General features: G+C 59.1%; 24 protein-coding genes. 12 read left to right on the top strand and 12 right to left on the bottom strand.

All coding sequences use genetic code 11. From position 1 onward, the window contains the following. Positions 1-50: 50 nt before the first annotated feature. From ACZ5RT_RS12440 to ACZ5RT_RS12420, 5 genes are all read left to right on the top strand, one after another. A complete protein-coding gene (locus ACZ5RT_RS12440) occupies positions 51-1004 on the top strand; it encodes a TAXI family TRAP transporter solute-binding subunit (RefSeq protein WP_108426676.1) in 954 nt (317 codons plus the stop codon). Positions 1005-1114: 110 nt separating this feature from the next. Continuing rightward, entirely contained in the window at positions 1115-3316 is a 2202-nt protein-coding gene (locus tag ACZ5RT_RS12435) for a TRAP transporter permease (RefSeq protein ID WP_464452671.1), read from the top strand. Between the two features lie 135 nt (positions 3317-3451). Beyond that, on the top strand, positions 3452-4039 hold the full coding sequence (locus ACZ5RT_RS12430; RefSeq protein WP_291925755.1) for a restriction endonuclease: 588 nt from the start codon (positions 3452-3454) through the stop codon (positions 4037-4039). 38 nt (positions 4040-4077) lie between these two features. Further along, on the top strand, positions 4078-4446 hold the full coding sequence (locus ACZ5RT_RS12425) for a glutaredoxin domain-containing protein (protein ID WP_464452670.1): 369 nt from the start codon (positions 4078-4080) through the stop codon (positions 4444-4446). 5 nt (positions 4447-4451) lie between these two features. Then, positions 4452-4805: a hypothetical protein gene (locus ACZ5RT_RS12420; protein WP_291925749.1), complete on the top strand. Its 354-nt coding sequence runs from the start codon at positions 4452-4454 to the stop codon at positions 4803-4805. A 2-nt stretch (positions 4806-4807) separates the two neighbouring features. Here the strand turns inward: ACZ5RT_RS12420 and ACZ5RT_RS12415 are convergent, their stop codons facing one another. Together ACZ5RT_RS12415 and ACZ5RT_RS12410 are read right to left on the bottom strand one after the other, a co-directional pair. Next, positions 4808-5977, bottom strand: a complete 1170-nt coding sequence (locus ACZ5RT_RS12415; RefSeq protein WP_464452669.1) for an NAD(P)/FAD-dependent oxidoreductase — start codon at positions 5975-5977, stop codon at positions 4808-4810. Next, positions 5974-6897, bottom strand: coding sequence for an ornithine cyclodeaminase family protein (locus ACZ5RT_RS12410; RefSeq protein ID WP_464452668.1), 924 nt, complete (start codon positions 6895-6897; stop codon positions 5974-5976). The genes ACZ5RT_RS12415 and ACZ5RT_RS12410 overlap by 4 nt, the downstream gene beginning before the upstream one ends. A 144-nt stretch (positions 6898-7041) precedes the next feature. On the opposite strand from ACZ5RT_RS12410, the gene ACZ5RT_RS12405 reads away from it, so the two are divergent. Beyond that, the gene (locus ACZ5RT_RS12405) at positions 7042-7875 is read left to right on the top strand and encodes a hypothetical protein (RefSeq protein ID WP_464452667.1); all 834 of its coding nucleotides are present in this window, start codon (positions 7042-7044) and stop codon (positions 7873-7875) included. Between the two features lie 32 nt (positions 7876-7907). Here the strand turns inward: ACZ5RT_RS12405 and ACZ5RT_RS12400 are convergent, their stop codons facing one another. The 5 genes from ACZ5RT_RS12400 to ACZ5RT_RS12380 all read right to left on the bottom strand — a co-directional run bounded on the left by ACZ5RT_RS12400 (position 7908) and on the right by ACZ5RT_RS12380 (position 11730). Then, a complete protein-coding gene (locus tag ACZ5RT_RS12400) occupies positions 7908-8969 on the bottom strand; it encodes a cyclase family protein (RefSeq protein ID WP_464452666.1) in 1062 nt (353 codons plus the stop codon). 107 nt (positions 8970-9076) lie between these two features. After that, the gene (locus ACZ5RT_RS12395) at positions 9077-9967 is read right to left on the bottom strand and encodes a DMT family transporter (protein ID WP_291925737.1); all 891 of its coding nucleotides are present in this window, start codon (positions 9965-9967) and stop codon (positions 9077-9079) included. Positions 9968-9977: 10 nt separating this feature from the next. Continuing rightward, positions 9978-10745 carry an SDR family oxidoreductase gene (locus ACZ5RT_RS12390; protein ID WP_464452665.1) on the bottom strand — a complete coding sequence of 256 codons (768 nt, stop codon included), beginning with the start codon at positions 10743-10745 and terminating at the stop codon, positions 9978-9980. Positions 10746-10898: 153 nt separating this feature from the next. Then, positions 10899-11531 carry a flavin reductase family protein gene (locus tag ACZ5RT_RS12385; RefSeq protein ID WP_108426883.1) on the bottom strand — a complete coding sequence of 211 codons (633 nt, stop codon included), beginning with the start codon at positions 11529-11531 and terminating at the stop codon, positions 10899-10901. Between the two features lie 58 nt (positions 11532-11589). After that, positions 11590-11730, bottom strand: coding sequence for a hypothetical protein (locus tag ACZ5RT_RS12380; protein ID WP_158268698.1), 141 nt, complete (start codon positions 11728-11730; stop codon positions 11590-11592). Positions 11731-11848: 118 nt separating this feature from the next. On the opposite strand from ACZ5RT_RS12380, the gene ACZ5RT_RS12375 reads away from it, so the two are divergent. After that, on the top strand, positions 11849-13123 hold the full coding sequence (locus ACZ5RT_RS12375) for a tetratricopeptide repeat protein (RefSeq protein WP_464452664.1): 1275 nt from the start codon (positions 11849-11851) through the stop codon (positions 13121-13123). Continuing rightward, complete coding sequence (locus ACZ5RT_RS12370; protein WP_464452663.1) at positions 13123-14301, top strand: HupE/UreJ family protein; 1179 nt, start codon at positions 13123-13125, stop codon at positions 14299-14301. Before ACZ5RT_RS12375 ends, ACZ5RT_RS12370 begins: the two co-directional genes overlap by 1 nt. Here the strand turns inward: ACZ5RT_RS12370 and ACZ5RT_RS12365 are convergent. The 3 genes from ACZ5RT_RS12365 to ACZ5RT_RS12355 all read right to left on the bottom strand — a co-directional run bounded on the left by ACZ5RT_RS12365 (position 14298) and on the right by ACZ5RT_RS12355 (position 15417). Continuing rightward, on the bottom strand, positions 14298-14705 hold the full coding sequence (locus tag ACZ5RT_RS12365) for a PIN domain-containing protein (RefSeq protein ID WP_464452662.1): 408 nt from the start codon (positions 14703-14705) through the stop codon (positions 14298-14300). The two genes, ACZ5RT_RS12370 and ACZ5RT_RS12365, sit on opposite strands and share 4 nt — an antisense overlap. 9 nt (positions 14706-14714) lie before the next feature. Then, positions 14715-14945, bottom strand: a complete 231-nt coding sequence (locus ACZ5RT_RS12360) for a ribbon-helix-helix domain-containing protein (protein ID WP_108426663.1) — start codon at positions 14943-14945, stop codon at positions 14715-14717. A 121-nt stretch (positions 14946-15066) separates the two neighbouring features. Beyond that, positions 15067-15417: a 5-fold beta-flower protein gene (locus ACZ5RT_RS12355; protein WP_464452661.1), complete on the bottom strand. Its 351-nt coding sequence runs from the start codon at positions 15415-15417 to the stop codon at positions 15067-15069. A gap of 288 nt (positions 15418-15705) precedes the next feature. On the opposite strand from ACZ5RT_RS12355, the gene ACZ5RT_RS12350 reads away from it, so the two are divergent. Further along, complete coding sequence (locus tag ACZ5RT_RS12350; protein WP_158268697.1) at positions 15706-16311, top strand: HD domain-containing protein; 606 nt, start codon at positions 15706-15708, stop codon at positions 16309-16311. A 208-nt stretch (positions 16312-16519) separates the two neighbouring features. Here the strand turns inward: ACZ5RT_RS12350 and ACZ5RT_RS12345 are convergent, their stop codons facing one another. Both ACZ5RT_RS12345 and ACZ5RT_RS12340 read right to left on the bottom strand, forming a co-directional pair. After that, a complete protein-coding gene (locus ACZ5RT_RS12345) occupies positions 16520-16735 on the bottom strand; it encodes a hypothetical protein (protein WP_108426660.1) in 216 nt (71 codons plus the stop codon). Positions 16736-16806: 71 nt separating this feature from the next. Further along, complete coding sequence (locus ACZ5RT_RS12340; protein WP_464452660.1) at positions 16807-17430, bottom strand: VRR-NUC domain-containing protein; 624 nt, start codon at positions 17428-17430, stop codon at positions 16807-16809. Positions 17431-17633: 203 nt separating this feature from the next. On the opposite strand from ACZ5RT_RS12340, the gene ACZ5RT_RS12335 reads away from it, so the two are divergent. The 3 genes from ACZ5RT_RS12335 (at position 17634) to ACZ5RT_RS12325 (ending at position 24038) form a co-directional block, all read left to right on the top strand. Then, entirely contained in the window at positions 17634-18782 is a 1149-nt protein-coding gene (locus tag ACZ5RT_RS12335) for a hypothetical protein (protein WP_464452659.1), read from the top strand. A 123-nt stretch (positions 18783-18905) separates the two neighbouring features. After that, positions 18906-20645: an NYN domain-containing protein gene (locus ACZ5RT_RS12330; protein WP_464452658.1), complete on the top strand. Its 1740-nt coding sequence runs from the start codon at positions 18906-18908 to the stop codon at positions 20643-20645. Between the two features lie 111 nt (positions 20646-20756). Next, entirely contained in the window at positions 20757-24038 is a 3282-nt protein-coding gene (locus ACZ5RT_RS12325; protein WP_464452657.1) for a helicase-related protein, read from the top strand. The last annotated feature ends 2 nt before the right edge of the window (positions 24039-24040 follow it).

The following is a 24040-nucleotide window of genomic DNA, read 5'->3' as shown; positions in this document are numbered from 1 at the left end:
TTGTGCTACACAGTAGGTCTGGTTTTTTTAACCCTTCCACGAGGAATCACATGAAGCGTCGCAATCTGTTTTGGGTCTTGGGTTTGGCTGCTGCCATGACAGCACCCGTGCAAGCACAACAATTTTTCCGCATCGGTACCGGTGGTACCGCAGGCACTTATTACCCCGTGGGCGGCATGATCGCCAACGCGGTGAGCCAGCCCGGCAAAATCGTGGCCACAGCTCAGGCCAGCAATGGTTCGGTGGCCAACGTCAATGCCGTCGCCGGTGGTGCCATGGAGTCGGGCTTTTCGCAGTCGGATGTGGCCACTTGGGCCTACACCGGCACCGGCGTTTACGAAGGCAAACCCAAAGTCGCCGATCTGCGCATGATCGCCAACCTGTATCCCGAGAGCATCCACCTCGTGGTCAAAAAAGGTTCGGGCATCAAGTCGGTGGCCGACCTCAAGGGCAAGCGCGTGGCGCTGGACGAGCCAGGCTCGGGCACCCTGGTCAATGCCCGCACGGTGCTGGCGGCTTATGGTGTGAAAGAAAGCGACATCAAACCTGAATACATCAAGCCCAACCAGGCCGGTGACAAACTGAAAGATGGCGCATTGGACGCCTTCTTCTTTGTGGGTGGGGCACCTGCTGGTGCGATTGCCGAGCTGGCCTCCAGCGGTGCCGGCATCGAGCTGGTGCCTTTGGCTGGTCCCCAGGCCGAAGCCTTGCGCAAGAGCAACCCTTACCTGGCAGTCGACACCATTCCTGCAGGAACCTACAAGGATGTGCCAGCTGTGCAGACGATGGCCATGGGTGCCCAGTGGGTGACCAGCGCCAAGGCCGACACCGAAACCGTCTACCAGATCACCAAGGCGCTTTACAGCAAAGCCGCCCAGGACGCGTTGGCGGCCGGACATGCCAAAGGCAAATTCATCACCAAGGAAAACGCCGTCAAAGGTGTGGGTATTCCTTTCCACCCCGGTGCCGAGAAGTTCTACAAGGAAGCCGGTGTCCTGAAGTGATTTGGTCAAAACGGCGCGTTGCTGTGTGACGTGCTGTTGGGGGCAAGGGTGCAATGCACCCTGAAATGTGAAACAGGGCGCATGTGCGCCCTGTGTTTTGAAGGACAGGTATGACCGAAGCCCGCGAGCGCGACATGCGCGATCTGCAGGAACTCGAAGAAAAGTTCGACCCCGAAATGCGTTTTCGGCCCACGTTGCCCCCAGCGTCGGTGATCGTGAAATGGCTGCTCATCATCCTGTCGGGCTTTCATTACTACACAGCGGGCTTTGGCCTGTTGCGTGAGACCACCCACCGGGGTGTGCACTTGGCCTTTGTGCTGGGCCTGATTTTTCTGGTGTTTGCAGCGACCCGGTCGGACGCAGACACCACCGTGTCCAAAAGTCGTTTCAGCATCGGTGGTGTACCGCTGGTGGATTGGCTGTTGGGCCTGGCCTGTGCGGCCAGCGTCATGTACATCCCCTACGTCTTCGATGACCTGGCCTTTCGTGTGGGCAACCCAGACACGATGGATGTGGTGATGGGCTCCATCCTGTTCATCACCTTGCTCGAAGCCACCCGCCGCTCCATGGGCTGGCCTTTGCCCTTGATTGCGATCGGCTTCACGGTCTATGCGTTGGCTGGGCCTTATTTTCCGGGCTTGCTCAAGCACGCAGGTGCCAGCTGGAGCCAGATGATCAACCACCAGTACCTGACCAGCCAGGGTATTTATGGCGTGGCGGTGGGTGTGGTGGCCACTTATGTTTTTCACTTCGTGTTGTTTGGCGTGTTGGCCACGCGGATTGGTTTGGGGCAATTGTTTCTGGACATTGCTTCGACGGTTGCGGGACGCTATGCGGGCGGTCCAGCCAAAGTCAGTGTGTTTGGTTCGGCCATGTTCGGCATGCTCAGCGGCTCGTCGGTGGCCAATGCCGTCACCGTGGGCTCGCTGACCATCCCGGCCATGATCCGGGTGGGCTACCGCCGTGAGTTCGCGGGCGCGGTTGAAGCCGCATCGTCGACAGGCGGGCAGATCACACCGCCCGTGCTGGGTGCTGCGGCGTTTTTGATGGTCGAGTTTTTGAACGTGTCTTATCAGACCATCATCGCCGCGGCCGTTGTGCCGGCCTTCATGCATTTTTTTGGGGTGTTCATGCAGGTGCATTTCGAGGCCAAACGCTATGGCTTGCGTGGCCTGACCGACGAAGAGATGCCTAAGTTACGCGAGTCCTTTCAGCAGCGTTGGCCTACCTTGATCCCATTGGTCTTGTTGATCGCCATTTTGGTGTCCGGCCGCACGCCCTATTTGGCCGCCTTCACCGGCATCACCTCTTGCATGATTGTGGGCCTGTGCACTTCGGTGCGGGGCAATCGGGGCGTCAATTGGGGTCTGCTGATTGCGCTGCATGTGCTGTTGGCCTTGATCGCTTTTGTCGACTGGGGCGGCGATGGTGAGACCATCAAGCTGGGTTTTCTGGCGTTGGGCGTGGCCCTGATCTGGGCGGGACAAAAGTGGATGGGCGTGATCGGTCGCATCGACAACGCAGTGCTGCTTGAAGCGTTCGAGACGGGTGCCAAATATGCACTGGCCGTGGGCGCTGCGGCGGCCACCGTGGGCATTGTGATTGGCGTGGTCACGCTCACGGGTGTGGGTTTCAAGATCAGTTTCATCATCACCGGATGGGCGCAAATCATCGCCGCCTTCATGATGAATTGGTTGCCTGCCTTCATGGCCGACAGCAAGTCCCTGACGCTGCTGGCCGCGCTGTTCATGACAGGGATTGTCTGCATCTTGATGGGCTGCGGTATCCCGACCACGGCCAACTACATCATCATGGTCACGGTGGCCGCACCCACCTTGGTGCAACTGGGGGTGGAGCCTTTGGTGGCGCATTTCTTCGTGTTTTATTACGGGGTGCTGGCCGACATCACGCCGCCGGTGGCGCTGGCCGCTTATGCGGCGGCGGGCATGGCGGGCAGTGATCCATTCAAGACCGGCAATATGGCGTTTCGACTGGGCCTGGCCAAGGCGCTGGTGCCTTTTGTGTTCGTGTTTTCGCCATCGCTGCTGCTGGTTGCCAAGGGCTTCACTTGGGCTGATTTTGCAGTCACCTTCATCGGTTGTGTGTTCGGTATTGTGGCGCTGGCTGCGGCGCTCAGCGGTTACCTGATGGCCGAGATGAAGCGCTGGGAGCGTGTGCTGTGCACGGTGGGTGCGCTGTGCCTGATTGCCCCTGGCCTGAAAATCAGTTTGTTGGGTCTTTTGTTGATGCTGCCAGTGCTGATTCACCAATGGACGACGAGCCGGTCTCTTAAGGGCTTAAACCCTGCATGACGTGAAACGCAAGGGGCTTTTCAGCGCTTTGTGGGATTTGGACGTTGGAGCCACTACACTGGCGGGCCTTGGTTTCAGGCCCGCCATTTTTTGTTGCGGTCTGACCTTTAGCCCGTTGACCTTCTTTGATTGCCCATGAAATTCAAAATGTCCGAAAAGTCGCTCTTTGCGACTTTGCTACGCGCCCCGTGGTGGGTGAGCTTTTTGGTGATGTTTGGCGTGGCCCTGGTGGCAGGGGCTTTGCTGCCTGAGGCCTACAAAACAGCGGGCATGTTGGGGGCGTTCCCGTTTTTTGTCATTGGCGTCATGGCCGCCTGGCGACAAAGAAATGCCATCTCGGCCAGCCGCATCCAGGAACTGGTGGAGCAGGCCCGGGGCATGGGTTGGCGTGATTTTTCGGTGTTGATCGAAGAAGCGCTCCGGCAGCAGGGTTTTGTGGTCAGTCGCTTGAACGATGGCCCGGCCGATTTTCAGATCGAAAAAAATGGCCGCATCACCCTGGTCAGTGCCAAACGCTGGAAAGCGGCCACCGTGGGCGCAGAGCATTTGCGGGAGTTGCTGGCTGTCCGTGAAAGCCGTGATGCCTTTTCGTGCACCTGCATGAGCCTGGGCGTATTCAGCCAGGCTGCGATCGATCTGGCCAGCAGCAGCCCGATGCAATTGCTCGGCTCGGCCAACATCGCACAACTCATGCACGACGGGGCCAACGCCCTCAAGGCCTGACCACTCGGCGTCTCATTTATAGGTTTCCAAGGATTTCCATGACCCGACCGCTTCTGGATGAATCAGCCATCCACCCGGCCATCCGCCAACGCATTGCCGAGCACCACTTGCCCGTGATCCAGCAGGTGCAAACCGCCATCGCCCAGCACCCTGTGGTGGTGGTCGGCTTGTCGGGCAACCCGTTTGTGGGCAAAGCCCGCAAGGCGCTGGCCGCAGCGGGCGTGGCGCACGAGTACATCGAGTTTGGCAGCTATTTCTCGCAATGGCGTTTGCGTAATGCGCTGAAGATGTGGACCGGCTGGCCCACGTTCCCGATGGTCTTTGTGCGCGGAACCCTGGTCGGTGGTGCCGATGACCTGCGTCGCCTCATCGACAGTGGCGAACTCAGCACCTTGCTCAAAGCCTGAGCGACATGGCCGCACAGGCAAAACCCGAGTTGTGGCGCACCGAGACGGCCGATGCGGTGGCCGTGCTGAACATTCCCGGCGCATTGAAGCGGCCACGCACATTTGACATCGATGTCAGCTTGCTGGTGCGTGTGCCCGAAGACCCTGCCGAGGCATGGCACGCGTTGACGCTGGAGATCGACGGCAAGCAGCAATGGCACCGCCGCATTGCCAGCAATTGCCCGGGCCAGACCGATGGGCTCGATTACCACTGCCGCGTGGTGCTCGAAGCCGGTCCATCCCTGCGCGTGCGCGCTGTGGCGGGCACTCGGGGCTCGGTGGTGCAGCGCTTGCAGATCGAAGCGCGCGAAGACCTTTAGCCTTAGCCGATCACCGCCAACTCGCGCAGCGGTCGGTTTTGCACCAGGCGCTCAAAACCTAACTCTTGTAAGTCGATGGTTTGGGCCTGGCCCTGCAGCATCCACTCGGCCAGCGCCAAACCAGCGCCTGCCGCATGTTGCATGCCGTGGCCTGAAAAACCGTTGATGAAATACAGGTTGCGCAGATCGGGGTGCGGGCCGATCACGGCGTTGTGATCGAAGGTGTTCATCTCATAATAGCCTGCCCAGGCCCGCTCCACCCGCAAAGCCGCCAGCGCCGGGATGCGGTGCGCGAGCGATGCCCATTGTTCGTCGTTCCATTCTGCCCAGTCGGGCTCCAGCGGCAGGCCGGGTTCGGTTTGTGTGGGCTCTGAACCACTGATCAAAAACCGGCCCTCGGGTCGCAGCCACCAGCCGCTCGGGTCGATCAGCAAGGGGCATTGCGGCAGCGGCTCGGGGCAAGACAGCACAAACACCGTTCGACGCGCCGCCTCGATGGGCAGTTGCACCCCGGCCATGGCCGCCACTTCGCCAGCCCAAGGCCCCGCGGCATTGACCACTTGGCCGCAGGGCAAGGTGCTGCCACTGGCCAAACGCACGCCCGTGATTTGCGTCGCTGTGTGGTCCAGGTCCACCACCCGGTCGTGCAGTCGCTGCACGCCTTGCGCCATCGCTTTTTTCAAAAACGCTTGGTGCAGGGCAGGGCCGTCAAACCAACCCTCTCCGCTCAGGCCCAGACTGCCCAGCGCCACATCGTCCACGTTCAGCCAGGGGTAGCGCTGGCGCAGGGCCTCGGGGCCCAATAGGGCGACATCGGCCCCGGCCTGTTTTTGGATCTGGTGTGCGGTGCGCAGGGCTGCTGTTTGCTCAGGCAGGGCCAGGTACAAATAGCCGGGTTCCTGCAAACCCAGTGCGACCGGGTGGTCGGGCAGGCCCAGGTGCTGCTCGGCCTCGCGCAAAAAAGCGATGCCGAATTGGCTCAGCCGGATGTTGACCGGGCAGGTGAACTGCTGACGGATCGAGCTGGCCGACAGTGAAGAGGAGGCTTTTTCGTAGCGCGTGTCCGATTCGATCAGCGTCACTTTCAAGGCAGGCTGCAGGCGGGTCAGCCAATAGGCCGTGGCCGCACCCATCACGCCGCTGCCCACGATCACCACATCGGCGCGTCTCATGGGCGAGCGCCTTCGGCCAATGCCGCGCGGTAGACCAGACGGGCCGCCACCGTGTCTTCCACCGCCTGGCCCAGCGATTTGAAAACGATGGTGGTGCCCGCAGGCGGTGGCGCCACACGCCCGCACAACACTTCGCCGATTTCGGCCGCGACCTGCGCGCCTGACAGCAGCACATCGCCCGATTCTTTTTCAGCCGCTTCGCGCTGATCGGCCACCACCCAATTTTTCATGGCCGCATCGTCCAGCTCGCGCCAGGTGGGGCGGGGCGCGCCCACAGCCGCCACAAAGGCACCGGGCTTGAGCCAGGCGCCCTGCAGCACGGGTTCGCTGGCATTGGTCACGGTGCAGACAATGTCAGCGCCGCGCACCGCTTGTTCGGCACTGGCGCAGGCCACACCGCCAATGTCGTGTGCGCACTGCTGCGCGTTGACTGCGTTGGGGCTCCAAACCCGAATCTCGGACACCTTGCGCACGGCCCGCAGCATCTGCGCGTGGCTGCGGGCCAGCACGCCACTGCCCAGCATGGCCACCACCTGCGGTGCCCGTGGCACCAGCGCATCGGCGGCCACGGCAGAAGCCGCTGCCGTGCGCATGGCGGTGATGGTGTTGCCTTCCATCACGGCCAGCGTCTGGCCCGTGGCCGGGTCCATCAAGACAATGGTGCTCAGCAGCGTGGGCAAGCCCTTTTGCGCATTGCCCGGCACCAGCGTGATGAGCTTGGTGCTCAAGGCATCGCCCAGTTGCGCGGGTTTTAAAAACAGCAGGCCCTCGTTGGAGGCCTCGCCAATGGGCATGACCATGCGCAGCGGCTGCACCACCTGGTCCAGCGTCAGCGCCACCAAGGCCTCGCGCACGCCTTGCAGCAGGTCGGGCACGTTCAGCAGTTGCTGCACGCGGGCTTCGTCAAAGTAATGGACCATGGTCTGTCTCTAGATGGGCTGAAGGGCAGGGGCTATTCCACCATGCCCTGTCCATTTGGGCAGTCACATTCAGGATTCGTCGTGTCGCCAGCCCAGTCACAATGGAGCACATTTCCTGAATATCCACATTGGAAGGGGTTGGTCATGGTGGGCAAACTTTGGGTGTTGGCCTTGGCGTTTTATGGGGTTATGGGCATCGCCAGAGCCACTGATGCACCGAGTGCGCCCGCCCGCATCATCGAAGAGATCGTCACCGTCAAGACCCCGCAGGAGTTCACCCAGCAAGGCGTGTTGTCCAAGCTGGATTCGGCTGTGGCCCCTCAAAAACTGCTGGTGGTGGTGTCGGGGCACCCCGGGGTCACCCGGCCACGTCTGAACGAGGCGGGGCAGATCACCACCCGGCAAAACGGCAATTTTTTGGTGCGTGCCCGTCAGCACCTGCTGTCTCCCCAGGTCGTCACCTTGTTGCTCGACTGTCGGTCCGATTTTGAAACCCAGTGCCCCGACAACTACCAGGCCTCAGCCGAGCGGGCGCAAGACATTGCGCTCTTGGTTCAAGAGGTGCAAAGACAAATCCCCAGCTTGGCGCACATCTGGGCCGTGTCCACCAGCAGAGGGGTGATCACCACCGCTGGCTTGCTCAAGCATGGGCAAAACCTTTATGCCGGTATCGTCCACACCGCGGGCACCTACAGCAAGGCCAGAGATCAGGGGCTGGAGTTTGGGCCGTTCAAAACCCCGCAATTCATCTTTCACCACCGTCAGGACCCTTGCCCAATGACGTACCATCGGGATGCCGTGGCCATCGCTGAAAAATGGGGCGTGGGCTTGGCGTCGGTGTCGGGCGGATCGGGTTTCCGTGGTGAGGCCTGCCAGGCGTTTACCCAGCATGGCTTTGCGGGGCGCGAAGAGCAGGTGGCTGGGGCCATCCGGCGCTTGGTGGAATCGGGCACGCTGGCGCAAACCCAAATCGATTGAGGCCAAGGGCTACAGGCCATCCACAGCGGGTGTCACACCGTGGCGATGGGCGTGACGGGTGAGCCAATGGCCCCCGGCAGGCGCAGCGGCGGGGCCGTGAGCAAAAAGCGCGAACGGCCAGCCGCCCGCAGCCAGTGGGCCAGGGGGGTGAGGTGCCAGATCTCGCCCAGGTGCACGCCCAGCTTGAACAGGCAATGCTCGTGCAAGGGCAAAGCCGCGCAGCTGCCGGGCCGGGGTGTGGCGGGCAAGCCTTCGACCGCGTAGTTGTCGGCGATCAGCGCCACCAGGCCCGAATCGGTGATCCACTGCAGCAGCCGCTCGTCGCGTCCTTCCAGCACCGCGCAAGAGTTTTCCACCGCATGCGGATCGGGCTGTTTGTTCATCTCCAGCAGCATCTGCGCAAAGCCCGTGTGCAGACACACCATGTCGCCGGGCTCCACCACCACCCGGTCCTGGTGCAGGATGTCCATCAGCATGTCGTAGCCCACCCGCACCCGCTCGCGGCCCAGATGGGCATGCAGGTCGATCATGACCGCACGGCCCTGCACACAGCGCTCGGACATTTTCTCGATGCCCAAGGCCTTGGCCGTTGATGTCGATTCACGGGCGATCTCGGGAAAACCAAAAATACCCGCCCCCGATCCACTGCTGGGCCCCACGACATCGCTGCCCGCACGAAAGCCGTTGTAATAAACCGGCTCGGGCACGCCGTCGCCATTGGCGTCGAACATCGAGCCCACATGCGCCAGGCTGTCCCACTGGGTGCTGTACTGCAAATGCAGGATCGCCAGGTCGTCGCACACCACATCGGTGCAGGCCGGATCGTCACACCACAGCTGGTAGTTCATGTTGGGCTTGTCGCCGCGCAAGGTGGGGCGCAGCACGGGTGGCTGACGCCGCGGGTTGAGCACGTTGCCACCCGGAAAATCCAGCGGCAAGCTCAGGTTGAAGGTCCGTCCCGTGCGCACTTCTTGCATGCCTTGCAGGACTTTTTCAGTCGTCAACAGGTTCATGCGACCGTACTGGTCGTCAGGCCCGAAGTCGCCCCAGTTCGAGCCCGGTGGGCGGTTTTTCCAGCGAGGAGAAGAAGACATGCAGGACTCCTTTGAAGGCAACCCAAATGCATCAGGCATGCTCACATCTTGTGTGCGGGTCGGCGGTCTGGGTGTCACCGATCTGACTCAAACCAGCGTTCAGTGCATCAGTCGTGGTGGGTGCCCTGAAACTCGCGCCACAGCAAATACAGGCCGCTGGCCACCACCACCAAAGCGCCCAGCACCACAGGCAGGTCGGGCACCTGGCCAAACACCAGCCAACCCAGCACCGTCATGTAAACGATCTGCTGGTACAAAAATGGTCCCAACACCGCCGCTGAGGCGTAGCGGTGCGCCACAGCCACAAAGTGGTGGCCAATGCCGCCGCACAAACCCGCCAGCGCCATCACGCACCATTCCAGCAGCGTGGCCGGTTGGTGCCATTGCCACAGCGCCACGGGCGTCAGGGCCAAAGTGGCCACCACCGCCGAGGTCATTTGTGTGGTGGCCGGGTTTTCGCTGCTGGCCAGATGCCGCGTCATCATGTTGAAGAGCGCATACAAAATGGCATTGAGCGCCGACAGCAAGATGGCTGGGTGAAAGCCTTGGCTGCCGGGGCGGATGATGACCAGCACCCCCGCAAAGCCCACCGCAATGGCCAGCCAACGCTTGGCGTCCAGCCGCTCGCCCAACCACCAGGCCGACAGCAGCGCAATCAAAATCGGCACGGAAAACTGCATCGCCCCAGTCTCGGCCAGCTGCAAATACTGCAAGGCCCAGAAGTTCAGGCCGGTCATGGCCGCCAGCATCAAGCCGCGCAGCAACTGCAAACGCGGGTGCCGCCAGCGCAACAGATCGCCTTTGAGCGATGGCGCGAACACCGCGATGGAAAACAGTGCGTGTGTCAAAAAGCGCATCCACACCACCTGCATCACGGGCAGGGTGAGCACCAGCCACTTGGCCGATGCGTCAAGCACCGCAAACATCAAGGTGGTGACCGTCACCAGCGCAATGCCGATGCGGCGGTGCCGGGCGCTGTCGCTGAAAAGCTGACTCATCGGGCGAGGCTCAGCGCTTGGGTGGTGTCTCCAGCCCGCCTGTGTAAAAGCGGTTGAAGGTGGGGGAGATGATCAATTCGTTGATGCAGGTGCGGGCGGGCATCTGCGCCACAAACAGGATGGCCTGGCCCATGTCTTCGGCCTGTACCATGCGCTCGCGTTGCTCGGCAGACGGCGGCACGGGCCGCTTGTCCAGAATGGGTGTGGCCACTTCGCCGGGCAAGAGCGAGGTAGCGCGGATGCCGTTTGTGCACTCTTCCATGTTGATGGATTCGGTCAAGGCCAGCACGGCGCGTTTGGTGGCGTTGTAGGCCGGGCCAGTCAGCTTGGATGCGTACAGCCCCGCCCATGAGGACACATTGATGATCAAACCGCTTTGCTGCTGGCGCATGGCGGGCAGAACCGCGTGCACGCAATAAAACAGGCCCGACAGGTTGATGGCCACCACATCGTCCCAAGCCTCGGGCGTGACCACGTCGAAATTGCGTTGTGTGGCATTGGTGCCCGCGCTGGTCACCAGAATGTCGATGCGCCCATGTTGGTCCAGAATCTGTTGCACGGCCGCCTTGACGGCGTGCTTGTCGGCCACGTCCAGCAGCAGGGCCTCGGCGCTGCCCACAGCCTTCAGTGCCGCCAAAGCGCTGGCATTGGTGGCTGCGTTGCGGCCCGAAATCACCACATGGGCCCCGGCCTTGACCAGCTCTATCGCGCCCGCCAGCCCGATGCCGCTGCCCCCGCCTGTGATCCATGCAACTTGTCCTGTGAGTGGTGCGGTCATGTCTTTGTCCTGAACTTGGGGTGAAAGGCCCACAGCCGCCTGCTGGGAAAACGGAAGCCCTTTGCCCAGATTAACGCAGCCGCTGCCGCTCGGCCTGCCCCTCAGGTGACACCCGCAGGCGCTGCCCCTTCGCTGGGGCAGGGCCGCAAGGCCTCACTTGGGCAGGTCGCGGGCACCGCTTTCGGGGCGGTACATCTTGAACAGCTGTTCCGGCCCGATGGTGAAGTAATCCGCTGCGCCGCCGCCGCGCAAAATGTGCCCGGCATGGGCCGTGTCATACACCCCGCCCTTGAGCAAGCGCTCGTCGATGTGGATGCCCACCACCTGGCCAAACACCATCCAGGTGTCGATCTTCTGGCCCTGCAGGTCTTGCAGTTGCAGGATTTGTGTGCAGCGGCACTCAAAGCTCACCGGGCTTTGCGCCACACGTGGCACACCCACCACCCGTGATGCCTCGGGCGTCAGGCCCGCCAGATCAAACTCGCTCACCTCGGGTGGCACCGCCTCACAGGTCTGGTTCATCACCTCGGCCAGATCGCGGGTGACCAGGTTCCAGACAAACTCACCCGTGGCCTCGATGTTGTTGAGCGAATCCTTGCGCCCAATGCTCGAAAAACCGATGACGGGCGGCACGTAGTTGAAAGCGCTGAAAAAGCTGTACGGGGCCAGGTTCAGCACGCCGCTCGCGCTGCGGCTGGACACCCAGCCAATGGGGCGGGGGCCCACGATGGCGTTGAACGGGTCGTGCTTGAGGCCGTGGCCCAGGCGGGGTTCGTAGAAATGCATGGTGATCAACTCGTAAAAAAACCCCTCGAAAGGGGTTCAGGCCTGAGGGCAAGAAAGTTTACTTCTTGACGCAAGCAGGGTTCTTTTCGTTTTCTTTCTTGGAGCAGTCGACTTTTTTGTCGTCCATTTTGCCGCCGCCGTGCGCACCTGCGAAGGCGGGCATGGACACCAACATGAAAGCGGAAACGAGAGCGGTCATCACGAATTTCATAAAAACACCTTGGAGGAGAGAGGTTGATAAAAAGGACAAGAATGGTGAATCGGTGTGAGCCAATGCACAGACGCATACTATCAAGCATCAAAGGCACATGAAAACCATGGACAAAACCCATCGCCACCGCTGTGATGCTTTCACACCGATTTCAGGCGCAGCTGTGACCGCGCTTTTGGGGGGCTTCTTGGCCGTGTCACCTGTTGCCGCCCAAGAGCGTTTCAAGCCCGCTGCATCTGCGGTGGTTTTGTCCGCGTCGGTGCATGCGGCCAAGGGGCGTCCAGATTCTTTGCGGGCTTTGGACCAAGCCTGGCGGGCCCAGCCTCAAAACTTGCCCACCGCACTGGCCTATGCCAGAGCGGTTTTCACGCTGGGCCTGACCGAAGGTGACTTGCGCTGGTATGGCTCGGCCAAGGCGGCTTTGAAGCCCTGGTGGACCGTGGCTGACTTGCCTGCAGAGGCTTATTTTTTGCGGGGCTTGGTCAAGCAAGGCTTTCACGATTTTCAGGATGGTTTGCAAGACATCAACCGCGCCATCGCCCTGGAGCCTGCACGTGCCGAATTTTGGTCTTGGCGCTTTGCCTTGCACCTGCTCTTGGCCGATATGACGGCGGCCCAGAAAGACATTGAGGAAATGGGCCGCTTGCTCGGCGCAGAAGAAGCCGATGTCTACCGCGCGGTGTTGCTCTACCGCACAGGCCAGCCATTGGCAGCGGTGGCCATGTTGAGCCGGGCCCTTCGCTCCGCCAGCTACCAAGATCCCTCCTCGCAAGACTGGTTGGGCTTCCATTTGGGCGAGGCGCACCGCGTGGCCGGGCAACCTGCCCGCGCCTTGGATGTTTGGAGCCAGCGTCTCAAAGCCAGTCCGCAGTCCCACCTGATCCGCTTGTCCTTGGCCGACTTGCTCAACCAGCAAGGCCAGTACCGCGAAGCCAAAACCATCGCCATGGCCGCCACCAGCGGCGGCAATGCCCCAAACAGCCCTGCGACCCTGACCGATGCGCTCTTGATGCAGGCGGTGTTGGCCAGTCGCGGATTGAAAGACCCGGACGAAGGCCGCTTGGCCAGCCAGTTGGAAGCGCGGCTTCAATCGCAAGCCTTGCGGCAAGAGGCCTTGATCGAGCGGCCCAAACTCATTTACCAAATTGCCTACGGGCGCGACCTGAAAGCGGGGCTGGCTTTGTCCATCGACAACTGGCAGTTGCAAAAAGAACCGCCCGATGCGCTCTTGTTTGTGCAGGCTGCGCTGGCTTTGGGCCAAGCCCGGGCTGCCGAGCCCGTGGTCAAGTGGGCAGAAAAAACCGGTTACACCGACCTGCAATTGACGCCGATGCTGGCACAGCTCCAGTCTCACCCGAGCTGGACCGGGGGGCGTCCATGATGAATTCTCCCAACAAGGGCGTGTCGCGGCGCTGGTGGGTGGCTGCTGCTTTGGCTGTGTTCAGCCTGCTCAGCACCCCTGTGGCCCAGGCGCACTCCAGCAGCAACAGCTACCTCACGCTCAGCACGTCTGGCTCCGCGTTGACACTCAGGGCCGATGTCCACATGCGGGACCTTGACCTGATTTTTGACCTGGACGCCAACCGCGATGGCCAAGTCACTTGGGGCGAGACGCAGGCGCGAAGCCCCGAGTTGAACGACTGGCTGGCGCAGGGCATTGCCCTGGCTGCGGCTGGACAAGAGTGCGCCTTGGGCCGCGCAGACCTGCAAGCCAGCGAGCACGCCGATGGCACCTACCTGAGCGCCCAGTGGGTCGTGAGTTGCCCGGGGCTGTCCTCTGCAGCAGACGCGGCCGATGTCCGTTTGGCGCTGCGTTATGACTTGATCTTTGCGCAAGACAGTCTGCACCGCGGCTTGCTCAAGGTGGATCTGGGGGACCACCAAAGCAGTGCTTTGCTCAGCCCTGAAAGGCCAGAAGCCCGCATCGGCCGCGCAGACAACAGCCCGCTCAAAGTGTTTGGGCGCTACATCCTCGAGGGCGTGTGGCACATCTGGATCGGCATCGACCACATCGTCTTCCTGCTCAGCCTCTTGGTGCTGGCCCCCTTGCAGCCTTCTCGCCAAAAGGTGGTGGATTGGCAAGCGGCCAAGCAGGCTCGGCCCGTGGTGCTGGACGTGCTGGCGGTCGTCACGGCCTTCACGGTGGCGCACTCCATCACGTTGGGCTTGACCATCACGGGCTGGCTCACGCCGCCCGCCGATCTGGTGGAGCCAGCCATTGCCATTTCGGTAGTGCTGGCCGCGCTGAACAATTTGCTGGGTTTCAGCGCCCTCAAGCGCTGGCGTTTGGCCTTTGTGTTTGGTCTGGTGCACGGCTTTGGCTTTGCCAGCGTCTTGCTCGACCTGGGCCTGCCCGCCAGTGCGCTGCTGGCCGCATTGGGCGGCTTCAACATCGGCGTGGAGCTGGGGCAACTGGCCATCGTGGGCGCGTTTTTGCCTGTGGCTTGGTGGCTGCGCCACACCCGCATCTACCGCTGGGTGGTGGTGGCGGGTGGCTCTGCGGCCGTTGTGGTGCTGGGGGCGTTCTGGACGCTGGAGCGTGTGGGGTGGTTGGGCTAAGTCGGGTCGTGCCAGTTGATGCACTGCAGGCCCGGTACCCGAGAAAACTCGCGCACATTGCGCGTGATGAGCGCCGCTTGATGGCGCATGGCAGTGGCCGCTATCAAGGTATCGTGTGGACCGATGGGTGTGCCTGCCGCTTCCAAAGCGATGCGAATTTTGGCAGCCTGCAAGGCACATTCATCATCAAAGGGCAGCATTTGCAAAGGGCGAAAAAATTGTGCCAACGCGGCCAGGCGAGGTTCGGCGGCTTCTTTGGGTAAGCGCATCAGTCCGTAGCGCAACTCGTAGGCCACAATGGCCGGAACGCCGAGCGTGCCCGGTCTTACTGCTTGCATGCGAGGCACCACTTGCGGGTCACCTCTGAAGTAATAGCTGATGGTGTTGCTGTCGAGGATCAACATGGCCGACCATCAAAAAATCAGGCGCGGGACATCGGCGGGTTGGATTTGGGGAACATCTTCCTGCAAGGGGAAGTCTGCAAAACGGCCCGCCAGCGCCAGGCAGTCCTGCGGCCAATCGTGCGCCGCATAAGTGCGGATGATGTCCGCCACCCATCGGCTCTTGGAAACCCCATTGGCTTTGGCTGCTTCATCAACCAAGGCTTGGGTGGCATCGTCCAAATACAGCGTGATTTGTGACATGGTTCAACTCCATTGCGACAAAGTATAAGTGGAAGTATAAGTGTTTTGGGGTCGGGATGCCAAATTCAGACGGGCAGCCAACGCTAAACCTGTCCGTCCTGCATAGCCGGGAGCCTCCACCTCACATGAAGAAATAGAAGAACACGATCATCTGCATCCGGCGCAGGCCATCGGCGCGGCCGATCTGGCGGCCTGAGCCGTCGTACAGGCGCTCGCCGTCGATGCGGCCCATCTGCGAGCCCGAAGCGCTGTACAGCCGGTCACCATCGATGCGGCCGATCTGGCGGCCCGATGCGTTGTAGACACGGTCCCCGTCGATGCGCCCCAGTTGCCGCCCTGAGCCGTCGTAAACGCGCTCACCATCGACCCGCCCGATCTGCTGGCCCGAGGCGCTGTAAAACCGCTCGGCATCCACCCGCCCCAACGCACGCCCGCTGCTGTCGTACATGCGCTGGGCAAAAGCGGCAGGCATCAGCAGACTCAGAACAATCAAGGTAACGATCGGAAGAGGTTGGGTATTAGCTGGCATAGGTGGTTTGGGTGGTCAGGGATGGAAATCAGGCCATATAAAAGTGCCAATTTTTTATAGAGGAGTATGCCCATTGAACAAGATGTCGTGCATGCCAGTGGCATAATTAATAGGTGGTACGCGAACTCTCGCAAGCACTCACCACGCAACCCCCAACACATACATATCCCGACCGGCCGCGAGCGCCAGGGTCGCGGTCGGTTGTTTTTGTTTCCTGGCAAAAGGACAACCATGTTGAAATCAGAAACCCCTTTGCTCTCTCCACGCTTTGCGCTGGCTTTACAGTTTGCCAACCAAATCCACGCGACCCAGGCACGTGGCGGAAGAGGCGCTCCCTACATCAGTCACTTGATGGCCGTCAGTGCGCTTGTTCTGGAATATGGCGGTAACGAAGATCAAGCCATTGCGGGGCTGTTGCACGACGCGGCTGAGGATTGTGGCGGGCGGCCAATGCTCGATACGGTCCGTGTCATGTTTGGTGATGAAGTTGCCGACATTGTCGAATGCTGTACCGACACGTTTGAAACGCCCAAGCCGCAATGGCAGCCGCGCAAACAAGCCTACATCGACCGCATGCGCGAAGAGCCACACAACGCAAGACTCGTCGTGACGGCAGACAAGTTGCACAACCTCAGCAACACCTTGCGCGATATCCGCGCCAAGGGCGCTACGGCCTGGAAAAACGAGATGGCTGGTAGTGCCAACAAAGCCGCAGACAAGCAAATTTGGTATTACAAAGGGTGCCTGCAGTCCCTGTCAGATGGTTGGTCTAGCCCACTGTTGGGTGAGTTCAGTCAGGCGGTGACCGAACTTGAGTCTTTGATGACCAAGGCTTGACTGCGAGGCCTACCCCACTGGGCCCGCTACACACTGGTTTTTCACCATGGCCGCGTGAAGTTGGGTTGGCGTTTTGCAATAGTGAACGTCGCGTCGGCATTGGTCGCAAAACCGCACCGTCGATGTCGATGTCTTTGTCAACGAATCCCAAGTTTTCGGACACTCAAAGCGAAATTGGCAGTTTCGGATTTCCAGCGACATGGGGCATTCACTTTTTGTCAGCGCCCTTGGCAAGCGCCTGCACTTGATCCACCAGTGCGGCCAGCCCGCTGTCAGCCCCCGCTGAACGCTTGATCTGTGCAGCCACCGACTGGATCGCATCCATCAGTTCCGGCGATACCGCTGCCGCTTCACCAGCATTTGCAGCTTGGTTGGTGATGTTCTTCGCCATCGAAATGATTTCGTCTACGGATTTTTTGCTCATGTTCTACCTTTGTGAAAGTGGACGGAGGTTGCCCGGATCTAGGCTCAGTGCATGACCCATGGCACTGTTCTTTATTTCAGTGTCGAAGCGCGTTCCTTCAAGCGCAGCACCCTGGCGTGCAAGCCCAAACCATTGAGAAAGGCAATTTCATCCAACTGGACTTGGGATGCTGGCTCCTCGGGTTTTTTGACCTCCACAAACCGGGCTATGGCTGGTTTGCCTGTCGAAAGTTGTATGGCATAGACAAACAAGTCAGGCACCCCCGATAAACCAGCGTGTGCTGCTGACAGATGCTTATTCAGAATCGCTTGCAGACGACTGGGGCCGCATACAGCAAACAGCGTGTGCAAGGCCTCGGGCGCAGGTAATGCCAGGAACGCCTGTCGCAATGCAGGTCGCTTACGCGCAATGGCTTGGGTCAGCTCAGCCAGTGACATGCTGCACAACTGTTTGGCGTCCTGGCCCAATGCCTTCGACACGGCACGCCAGATGGTGGCACTCAGCCTGGTGCCAGAAAACCGGTAACCGTCAAAGCGCCTTTGCCGCCACCTTCGGAGCACCACTGTTTCTGGCACCGCAGACAACGTGCCCTGACCCTTGGGGTCGACCAGGTAGTACACGCGGTTGCCCCGAGATTCACGCCCATGAACGATGTGGCTGATGCGCAAAGAGGGTTTGACTTCGGTTTCTTTCATCTCGGGTCCAATGAGTGCTGTTCCTTTTTTAGAAGAACACAAATCTGGGCACTTTGTCAAAAATGACATAAATGACCCAGAGATCCAAGTCTCTGAATCCTCGCGGTCAATGCCATCGGGGCACTGTATTCATGCACAGGGCTCAAGGCTCAGGGCGAGAGCTTTCATGCCCATACGATCCATTTGTCGAAAAAGGATTCAGCATGCTCCCCGGACCCATTCTTCTGTACCGTTGCACCGCCTGCGATGGCTTGTTTTCTCGCCGAACCCTCAGTTCAGGTAACACGCTGGGTGCGCAATACCGCTCTGACGGTCAAATGAAAGCCCGCATGTTGCCGCAGACACCGCCGTTGGTGGTCTGCCCACATTGCCATGAGCTGTTTTGCATGGCGGGCGCACAGCCTGCCATTTCGTACAGAAACTATTTCCCTGGTTTCGGCTTTGTAGAAAAGCCCACGCCTGAGGCTTTGGCCAGCAAGAAAGCTCAAGAAGCCTTGGCCGAGCAATACCGGGACGTCCCTCGTTATGAATTGGCAACCCGCAGTCAGTGCACCCATTACGTCCACAGTCATGACATCAGTGCCCACCCAGAACAGCTGCGCCTGTATGCATGGCACCGCGTCAACGATGAGCGGATGGACTCTGGCCCAGATGAACTTGATGCCGATGAGAAAGTCAATTTGCTGGCTTTGTTGGAACTGTTGACCTCTGACAGCGATTCCCAAATTTTGCTCAGAGCAGAAATACTGCGTGAGCTAGGGCACTTCGACGAAGCTGCCCAGTCGCTGGACCATGACTTTTCAGATGATTTTGCAGCCAGGGCGGAACAAATCATGCAGGCGATAGAGCGCCAAGACGAGCAGCCCTTTGTCTTTGAAACCACCCACAACGATGGCGATATTCACTTTGAATGGGCATGGCAGGCCCGTCGCATGAAGACCCAAATGCCAGATCTGCCCGATCAACCCATGGTTCCACCCTTGTTTCACATCGGCAACCGTGATTGGTGGGTCAAAGTGTTGGGAATGATGTCGCACAACTGGGCCTTGATCGAGCCGCAGACCAACGGACAAGCCACGGTGTACTTCTTTCACGATAAGGGCATGACGCTTAGGCCCAGTGGTTTCAAAAGGGCCGACTTCAGCAACCGCAGTGCCGTTGTCGATGCACTGCAGTTTGACGACGTGCACCAGGCGCAGCGAGCCCTGAAAGCCAACGACTTTGACCGACTGAAGGCAAAACCCGGGCCTTGGCTCGACTTCGTACCCGAGTGCCACTTTTGGGATGCCAGGGCGACGGAGGAGGGGATTTATTCCAAAAAGGGATACTGGCGGACAACTCATGAAAAGTGAAATTCCCTCGACCGACAGTCCTTTATTGAATTCGCATGTGCTTAATGCCATCGCGTCATACCTATCCAGACGAGAATTGAATCTTGTCCAAAATTGACATTTTTAGAGTGAAAGCTATCCGAGATGATCGTTGACGACCACACGCTGGACGATGAAATGCTGACGTTTTACAAAAACGCAGTAGATGCCATGCCTGATTCGCTCTTGATCACGTCAGCTCGCAAAATGCCTGAACTGCTCAACGGGCTTAAGCAAGACAAACCCAACGTCGATCAGCTTCGTCAACGGGTGACGGCCAAGTTGCAGCTCAAAACACCACCGCCTCCAGTTTTGGATATTCTTCGGTCCGCTACGCTGTCTGAGTCTTTGATTGACGTTCTCAGCGAAAAAGCCATCAAACTTGGCCTTGTCTCACTGCTCGATCATTTTGGCCGCTTGCCCATATTGGCGGCCATGCTGCTCGACGCGCGTGAAAGTGTGCGTGAGCTGGCCCAGGCTGAAATGGCAAAGCCGCCGAAAGCCAAAGTTGCCACCAAGACCAAAGAGGAAGAGTTATTCAAGAACCGCTTCAAACCGTTGCTGGAGACTTTGCGCCCGATTCTTGAGGATGTGCCTTACGAAGTCCCTGCGCCCCGCACAGTTACGGTAGCCGCAGCACCTATCTTGACCAAAGAACAGCAAGAGCGGGACATCGTTTCCAGCACCCTTTATCGCCAACTCCAAAAAGAGCGAAATTTATTGACAACGGAGCGAGACAAGCTCCAAAGCCAGGTCAACAAACTCATCGCTGACCTTGCGGGCCAAACCCGATTGGCCAGTGAACGCAGCGTCGATTTAGTCGCCATGCATTCACAGCTCAACCAGCGGGTGGCACAAGGCATTGCCGACGGACTCAAAAATCGCCTTGCACCTTGGCTTGAATCCTGCGAAAGCTTGGCCAATTGGTCATCCAACAGCAGCAGTCGACTGACCAGTGCGCAGCAGTTGCTCGCCCGGCAGGCTCAGCAAGACAAACGTTACGGTATTCGGTCTCAGGTGGCCGAAGAATTGGCCCAAGCGCGTCATTTGCTGGCGGCACTCAAAACTGCCCAGGAAGAATCCCTTCGCCCCTTACCCCAGCTTTTGGACGAAATCCGGGCATTGGCGGCCCATATTGAAGCGACCGAAGCGCGACTGAACCAAACCAGCCTCCAGCCGCAAGCACCCCAATTGCGTCAATTGGCTCAGACGCTACAAACAATGCAAGACATCGATGCCTTGCAAGCTCATAAAAAAGCGATGGAACGCACCATGCTGACTGAGTCCTGGAGCATGACCATGTGCCAACAAGCTTATGCACTCATCAATCGACAGATCATGGCCATCTATGCCATGCATCACCCTGACCCAAAAGACTTGGCACCCCCCGTTACCGCCAGTCAGCTCCTTGAAGACTGTCTGCTGAATGCCCGACCATGTCGGCTACTGATTGACGGCCATAACCTTTTGCCCAAGCTCAAGCCCATCATTGGCGGCGACTATTTTCGCGAAGGGCAGGGCCCAAACGCCAAAGCCAGGGCTTTGCTGATTGATCGCGTCAAGACTCTGGCTGCGATTCACCCGCTTTTGCAAGCGGATATTTGGTTCGATGGGCCAGATGACCAACATTGGAGCGAAACCGACAACCTCAGGGTGTGGTTTTCTGGGGGAAAGGGCTCAGACCGAGCCGATGGTCGGATTCTCGAAAGTCTGCAATCTGAGGTCTATCGAGGCAGTCAAAGCCCGCTTTTGCTCGTGACCGAAGATCGTGAGTTGCTCCAGCAGGCTCAAGCGCTCGGCGCTGTTGGTGTCTCGCCATTAGAGATGTGGTCCATGGTTGGCTGATTTGAAGGTCAAGTACATTGGATAATATTTATAAATGCTTCAAAGTAATTCAAATTCAGTTGCTATCGCCATGGTCTGAGACGGCAAAAGCATAAAAATCCGACCTTAAAAATGGAACTCCTAGACAACATCAACCGTCTGCTTGGCGATGACCTCAAGCAGACACTCAAGCCCGGCGTGCGCCTCAAGGTCGCTGCATCGTGCTTTTCGATGTACGCCTACGAAGCCCTCAAGTCCGAGCTACAGAAGATTGACGGCCTGGATTTCATCTTTACCGCGCCCACCTTCACTGCCAGCGAGGTGACCGACAAAATTCGCAAGGAAAGACGCGAATTCCACATTCCTAAGCTTGACCGCGAACGTAGCCTTTACGGCAGCGAGTTTGAAATCCAGCTTCGAAACAAGCTGACCCAAAAAGCCATCGCCAAAGAGTGCGCGGATTGGATTCGCAGCAAAGCCAAGTTCAAGTCCAACCACACCCAGTCGCCCATGCAGCAATTCGCCTGTGTTCAGGGTGGGGCATCTGGTACGTCTGACACGGCTTACATGCCGCTGCACGGCTTTACCGCCGTGGACCTTGGCTATCAGCCTGGCAATGCCGTATCCAACTTGGTCAACAAGATGGACGAGCCCACCTTCACGGGCACCTACCTCAGCTTGTTCGATCAAATTTGGCAAGACCCCCAAAAACTCCAGGATGTGACGGCGCAAATTTGCGACCACATCGACTCGGTCTACCAAGAAAACTCCCCCGAGAGCATCTATTTCTTGATGCTCTACAACATCTTCAACGAGTTCCTTGACGACATCAACGAAGACGTGTTGCCCAACGACCTGACGGGTTACCAAGACACGCTGATCTGGAAAAAGCTCTTCAATTACCAGAAGGACGCGGCCACCGGCATCATCAACAAGCTGGAAACCTACAGCGGCTGCATCTTGGCCGACAGCGTCGGTTTGGGCAAAACCTTCACCGCGCTGGCGGTGGTCAAGTATTACGAGTTGCGCAACAAATCGGTGCTGGTGCTGTGCCCCAAAAAGCTGGCCGACAACTGGCTCAACTACAACCGCAACCTCAAGACCAACATCTTCTCCAAAGACCGGTTCAACTACGACGTGCTCTGCCACACCGACCTGAGCCGCACCAGTGGCGAATCGTTTGGCACGCCGCTCAACCGCATCAACTGGGGCAACTACGACCTGGTGGTCATCGACGAATCGCACAACTTCCGCAACAACGACGTTTTCAAGGATAAGGAAACGCGCTACCAGAAGTTGATGAACAAGGTCATCAAAGAGGGTGTCAAAACCAAGGTGCTGATGCTCTCGGCCACCCCGGTTAACAACCGCTTCAATGACTTGCGCAACCAGCTGGCACTGGCCTACGAAGGTGAATCTGAAAACCTGAGCAAAAAGCTCAAAACTGGCAAAACGGTTGAAGAAATCTTTCGGGGTGCCCAAGCCAGCTTCAACAACTGGGCCAAGCTGCCACCCGAAGAGCGCACCGCCCGTGCCATTTTGGATTCGCTGGACTTTGACTTTTTTGAGCTGCTGGACAGCGTCACCATTGCCCGCTCGCGCAAGCACATCCAGACCTTCTACGACACCACCGACATCGGCCAATTCCCCGAGCGCCGCAAACCGCTGACCTTTCACAGCCCGCTCACCAGCCGCACCGACGTGATGAGCTTCAATGAGATTTTTGGGCAGCTCACCTTGCTCAAGTTGGCCGTCTACGCGCCCATCAGCTACATCTTGCCAAGCCGCCTGAAAAAGTACGAAGAGCAATACGACACCCAAGTGGCCAGCGGTGGCGGCAAGCTCAAACAGGCCGACCGCGAAAAAAGCCTGCAGGCGCTGATGACCACCAACCTGCTCAAGCGCTTGGAAAGCTCGGTGCAATCCTTCCGCTTGACGCTGGAGTCACTCAAAGCCAACCACGTCAGCACGCTAGACAAAATCCGCGCCTTCAACCAGTCAGGCCGCGCTGCCGATGTGAGCGACCTGACCGAAGCCTTGGTCGACCTGGACGCCGAAGAAGACGAATTGCCCGACCTGGGCGATTCCGATATCGGCAAGCGCATCAAGATCAGCTTGTCCGATATGGACTTGCCATCTTGGGAGCACGACCTTCAGGTCGATATGCAAATCATCGATGCCTTGTTGGCTTCCATGCACAAAGTCACCCCTGCAGACGATGCCAAGCTGCAGCACCTCAAAGCCTTGGTGCTGAACAAGATCGCCAACCCGATCAACCCCGGCAACAAAAAGGTGCTGATCTTCACCGCCTTTGCCGACACGGCCGATTACCTCTACGCCAACCTGGCCCCCGACCTGCAGAGCCAGCTGCAGATTCACACCGGCAAAGTCACTGGCAGTGGTGGCCCCAAGTCCACCCTCAAAAAGAGCTACGACTTTCAAGAGCTGCTCACGCTGTTCTCGCCTCGGTCCAAAGAAAAAGCCCTGGTCTTGCCGCAAGAGCCTGCAGAGGTGGATGTGCTCATTGGTACCGACTGCATCTCTGAAGGCCAGAATCTGCAAGACTGCGACTACCTCGTCAACTACGACATCCATTGGAACCCGGTTCGCATCATCCAGCGCTTTGGCCGGGTGGACCGCATTGGCTCGCCCAACAGCACCATTCAGCTGGTCAACTACTGGCCCGACATCTCGCTGGACGAATACATCCGCCTCAAAGAGCGTGTTGAAAGCCGCATGACCATTGCCGACCTGGCTGCCACGGGCGACGACAACGTGCTGTCGGCCCAAGCCAACGATGTGGCCTACCGCAAAGAGCAACTGCGCCGCCTGCAAGAAGAAGTGATTGAGCTGGAGGACGTGAAAACCGGCGTGTCCATCACCGACCTGGGCCTGAACGACTTCCGCATGGACTTGCTCAATTACGTCAAAGCCCATGGTGACTTGGCCAACATGCCCAACGGCATGCACGCCGTGGTGAGTGCTAACGAGGACATGGGCTTGCAGCCCGGCGTCATCTTCACCTTGCGCAACCGCAATAACGGCGTGCAGGTCAACCAGCACAACCGGCTTCACCCGTATTACTTGGTCTACATCAACAGTGCGGGCCAAGTGGTGCACGACCACACCGAAGTCAAGCGCTTGCTCGACCTGGTGCGTAGCGCCTGCAAAGGCCAAACCGAGCCGGTGTTGCCTGCCTGCCAAAGCTTCAACCAAGAAACCGCCGATGGCCGCCACATGCAAGCTTATTCAGACCTGCTGAGCCAAAGCATTCGCTCGATGATCGACGTCAAAGAAGAGAAAGACCTGGACAGCCTTTTCACCGGTGGCAAGACCACGGCGCTGACCAACACCATCTCGGGTTTGGACGACTTTGAGCTTGTCAGCTTTTTGGTGGTGCAGGCCCATTCATGAGC

The organism is Limnohabitans sp. TEGF003 (assembly GCF_055395455.1).
This window is presented reverse-complemented; position numbering and strand designations above follow the sequence as displayed.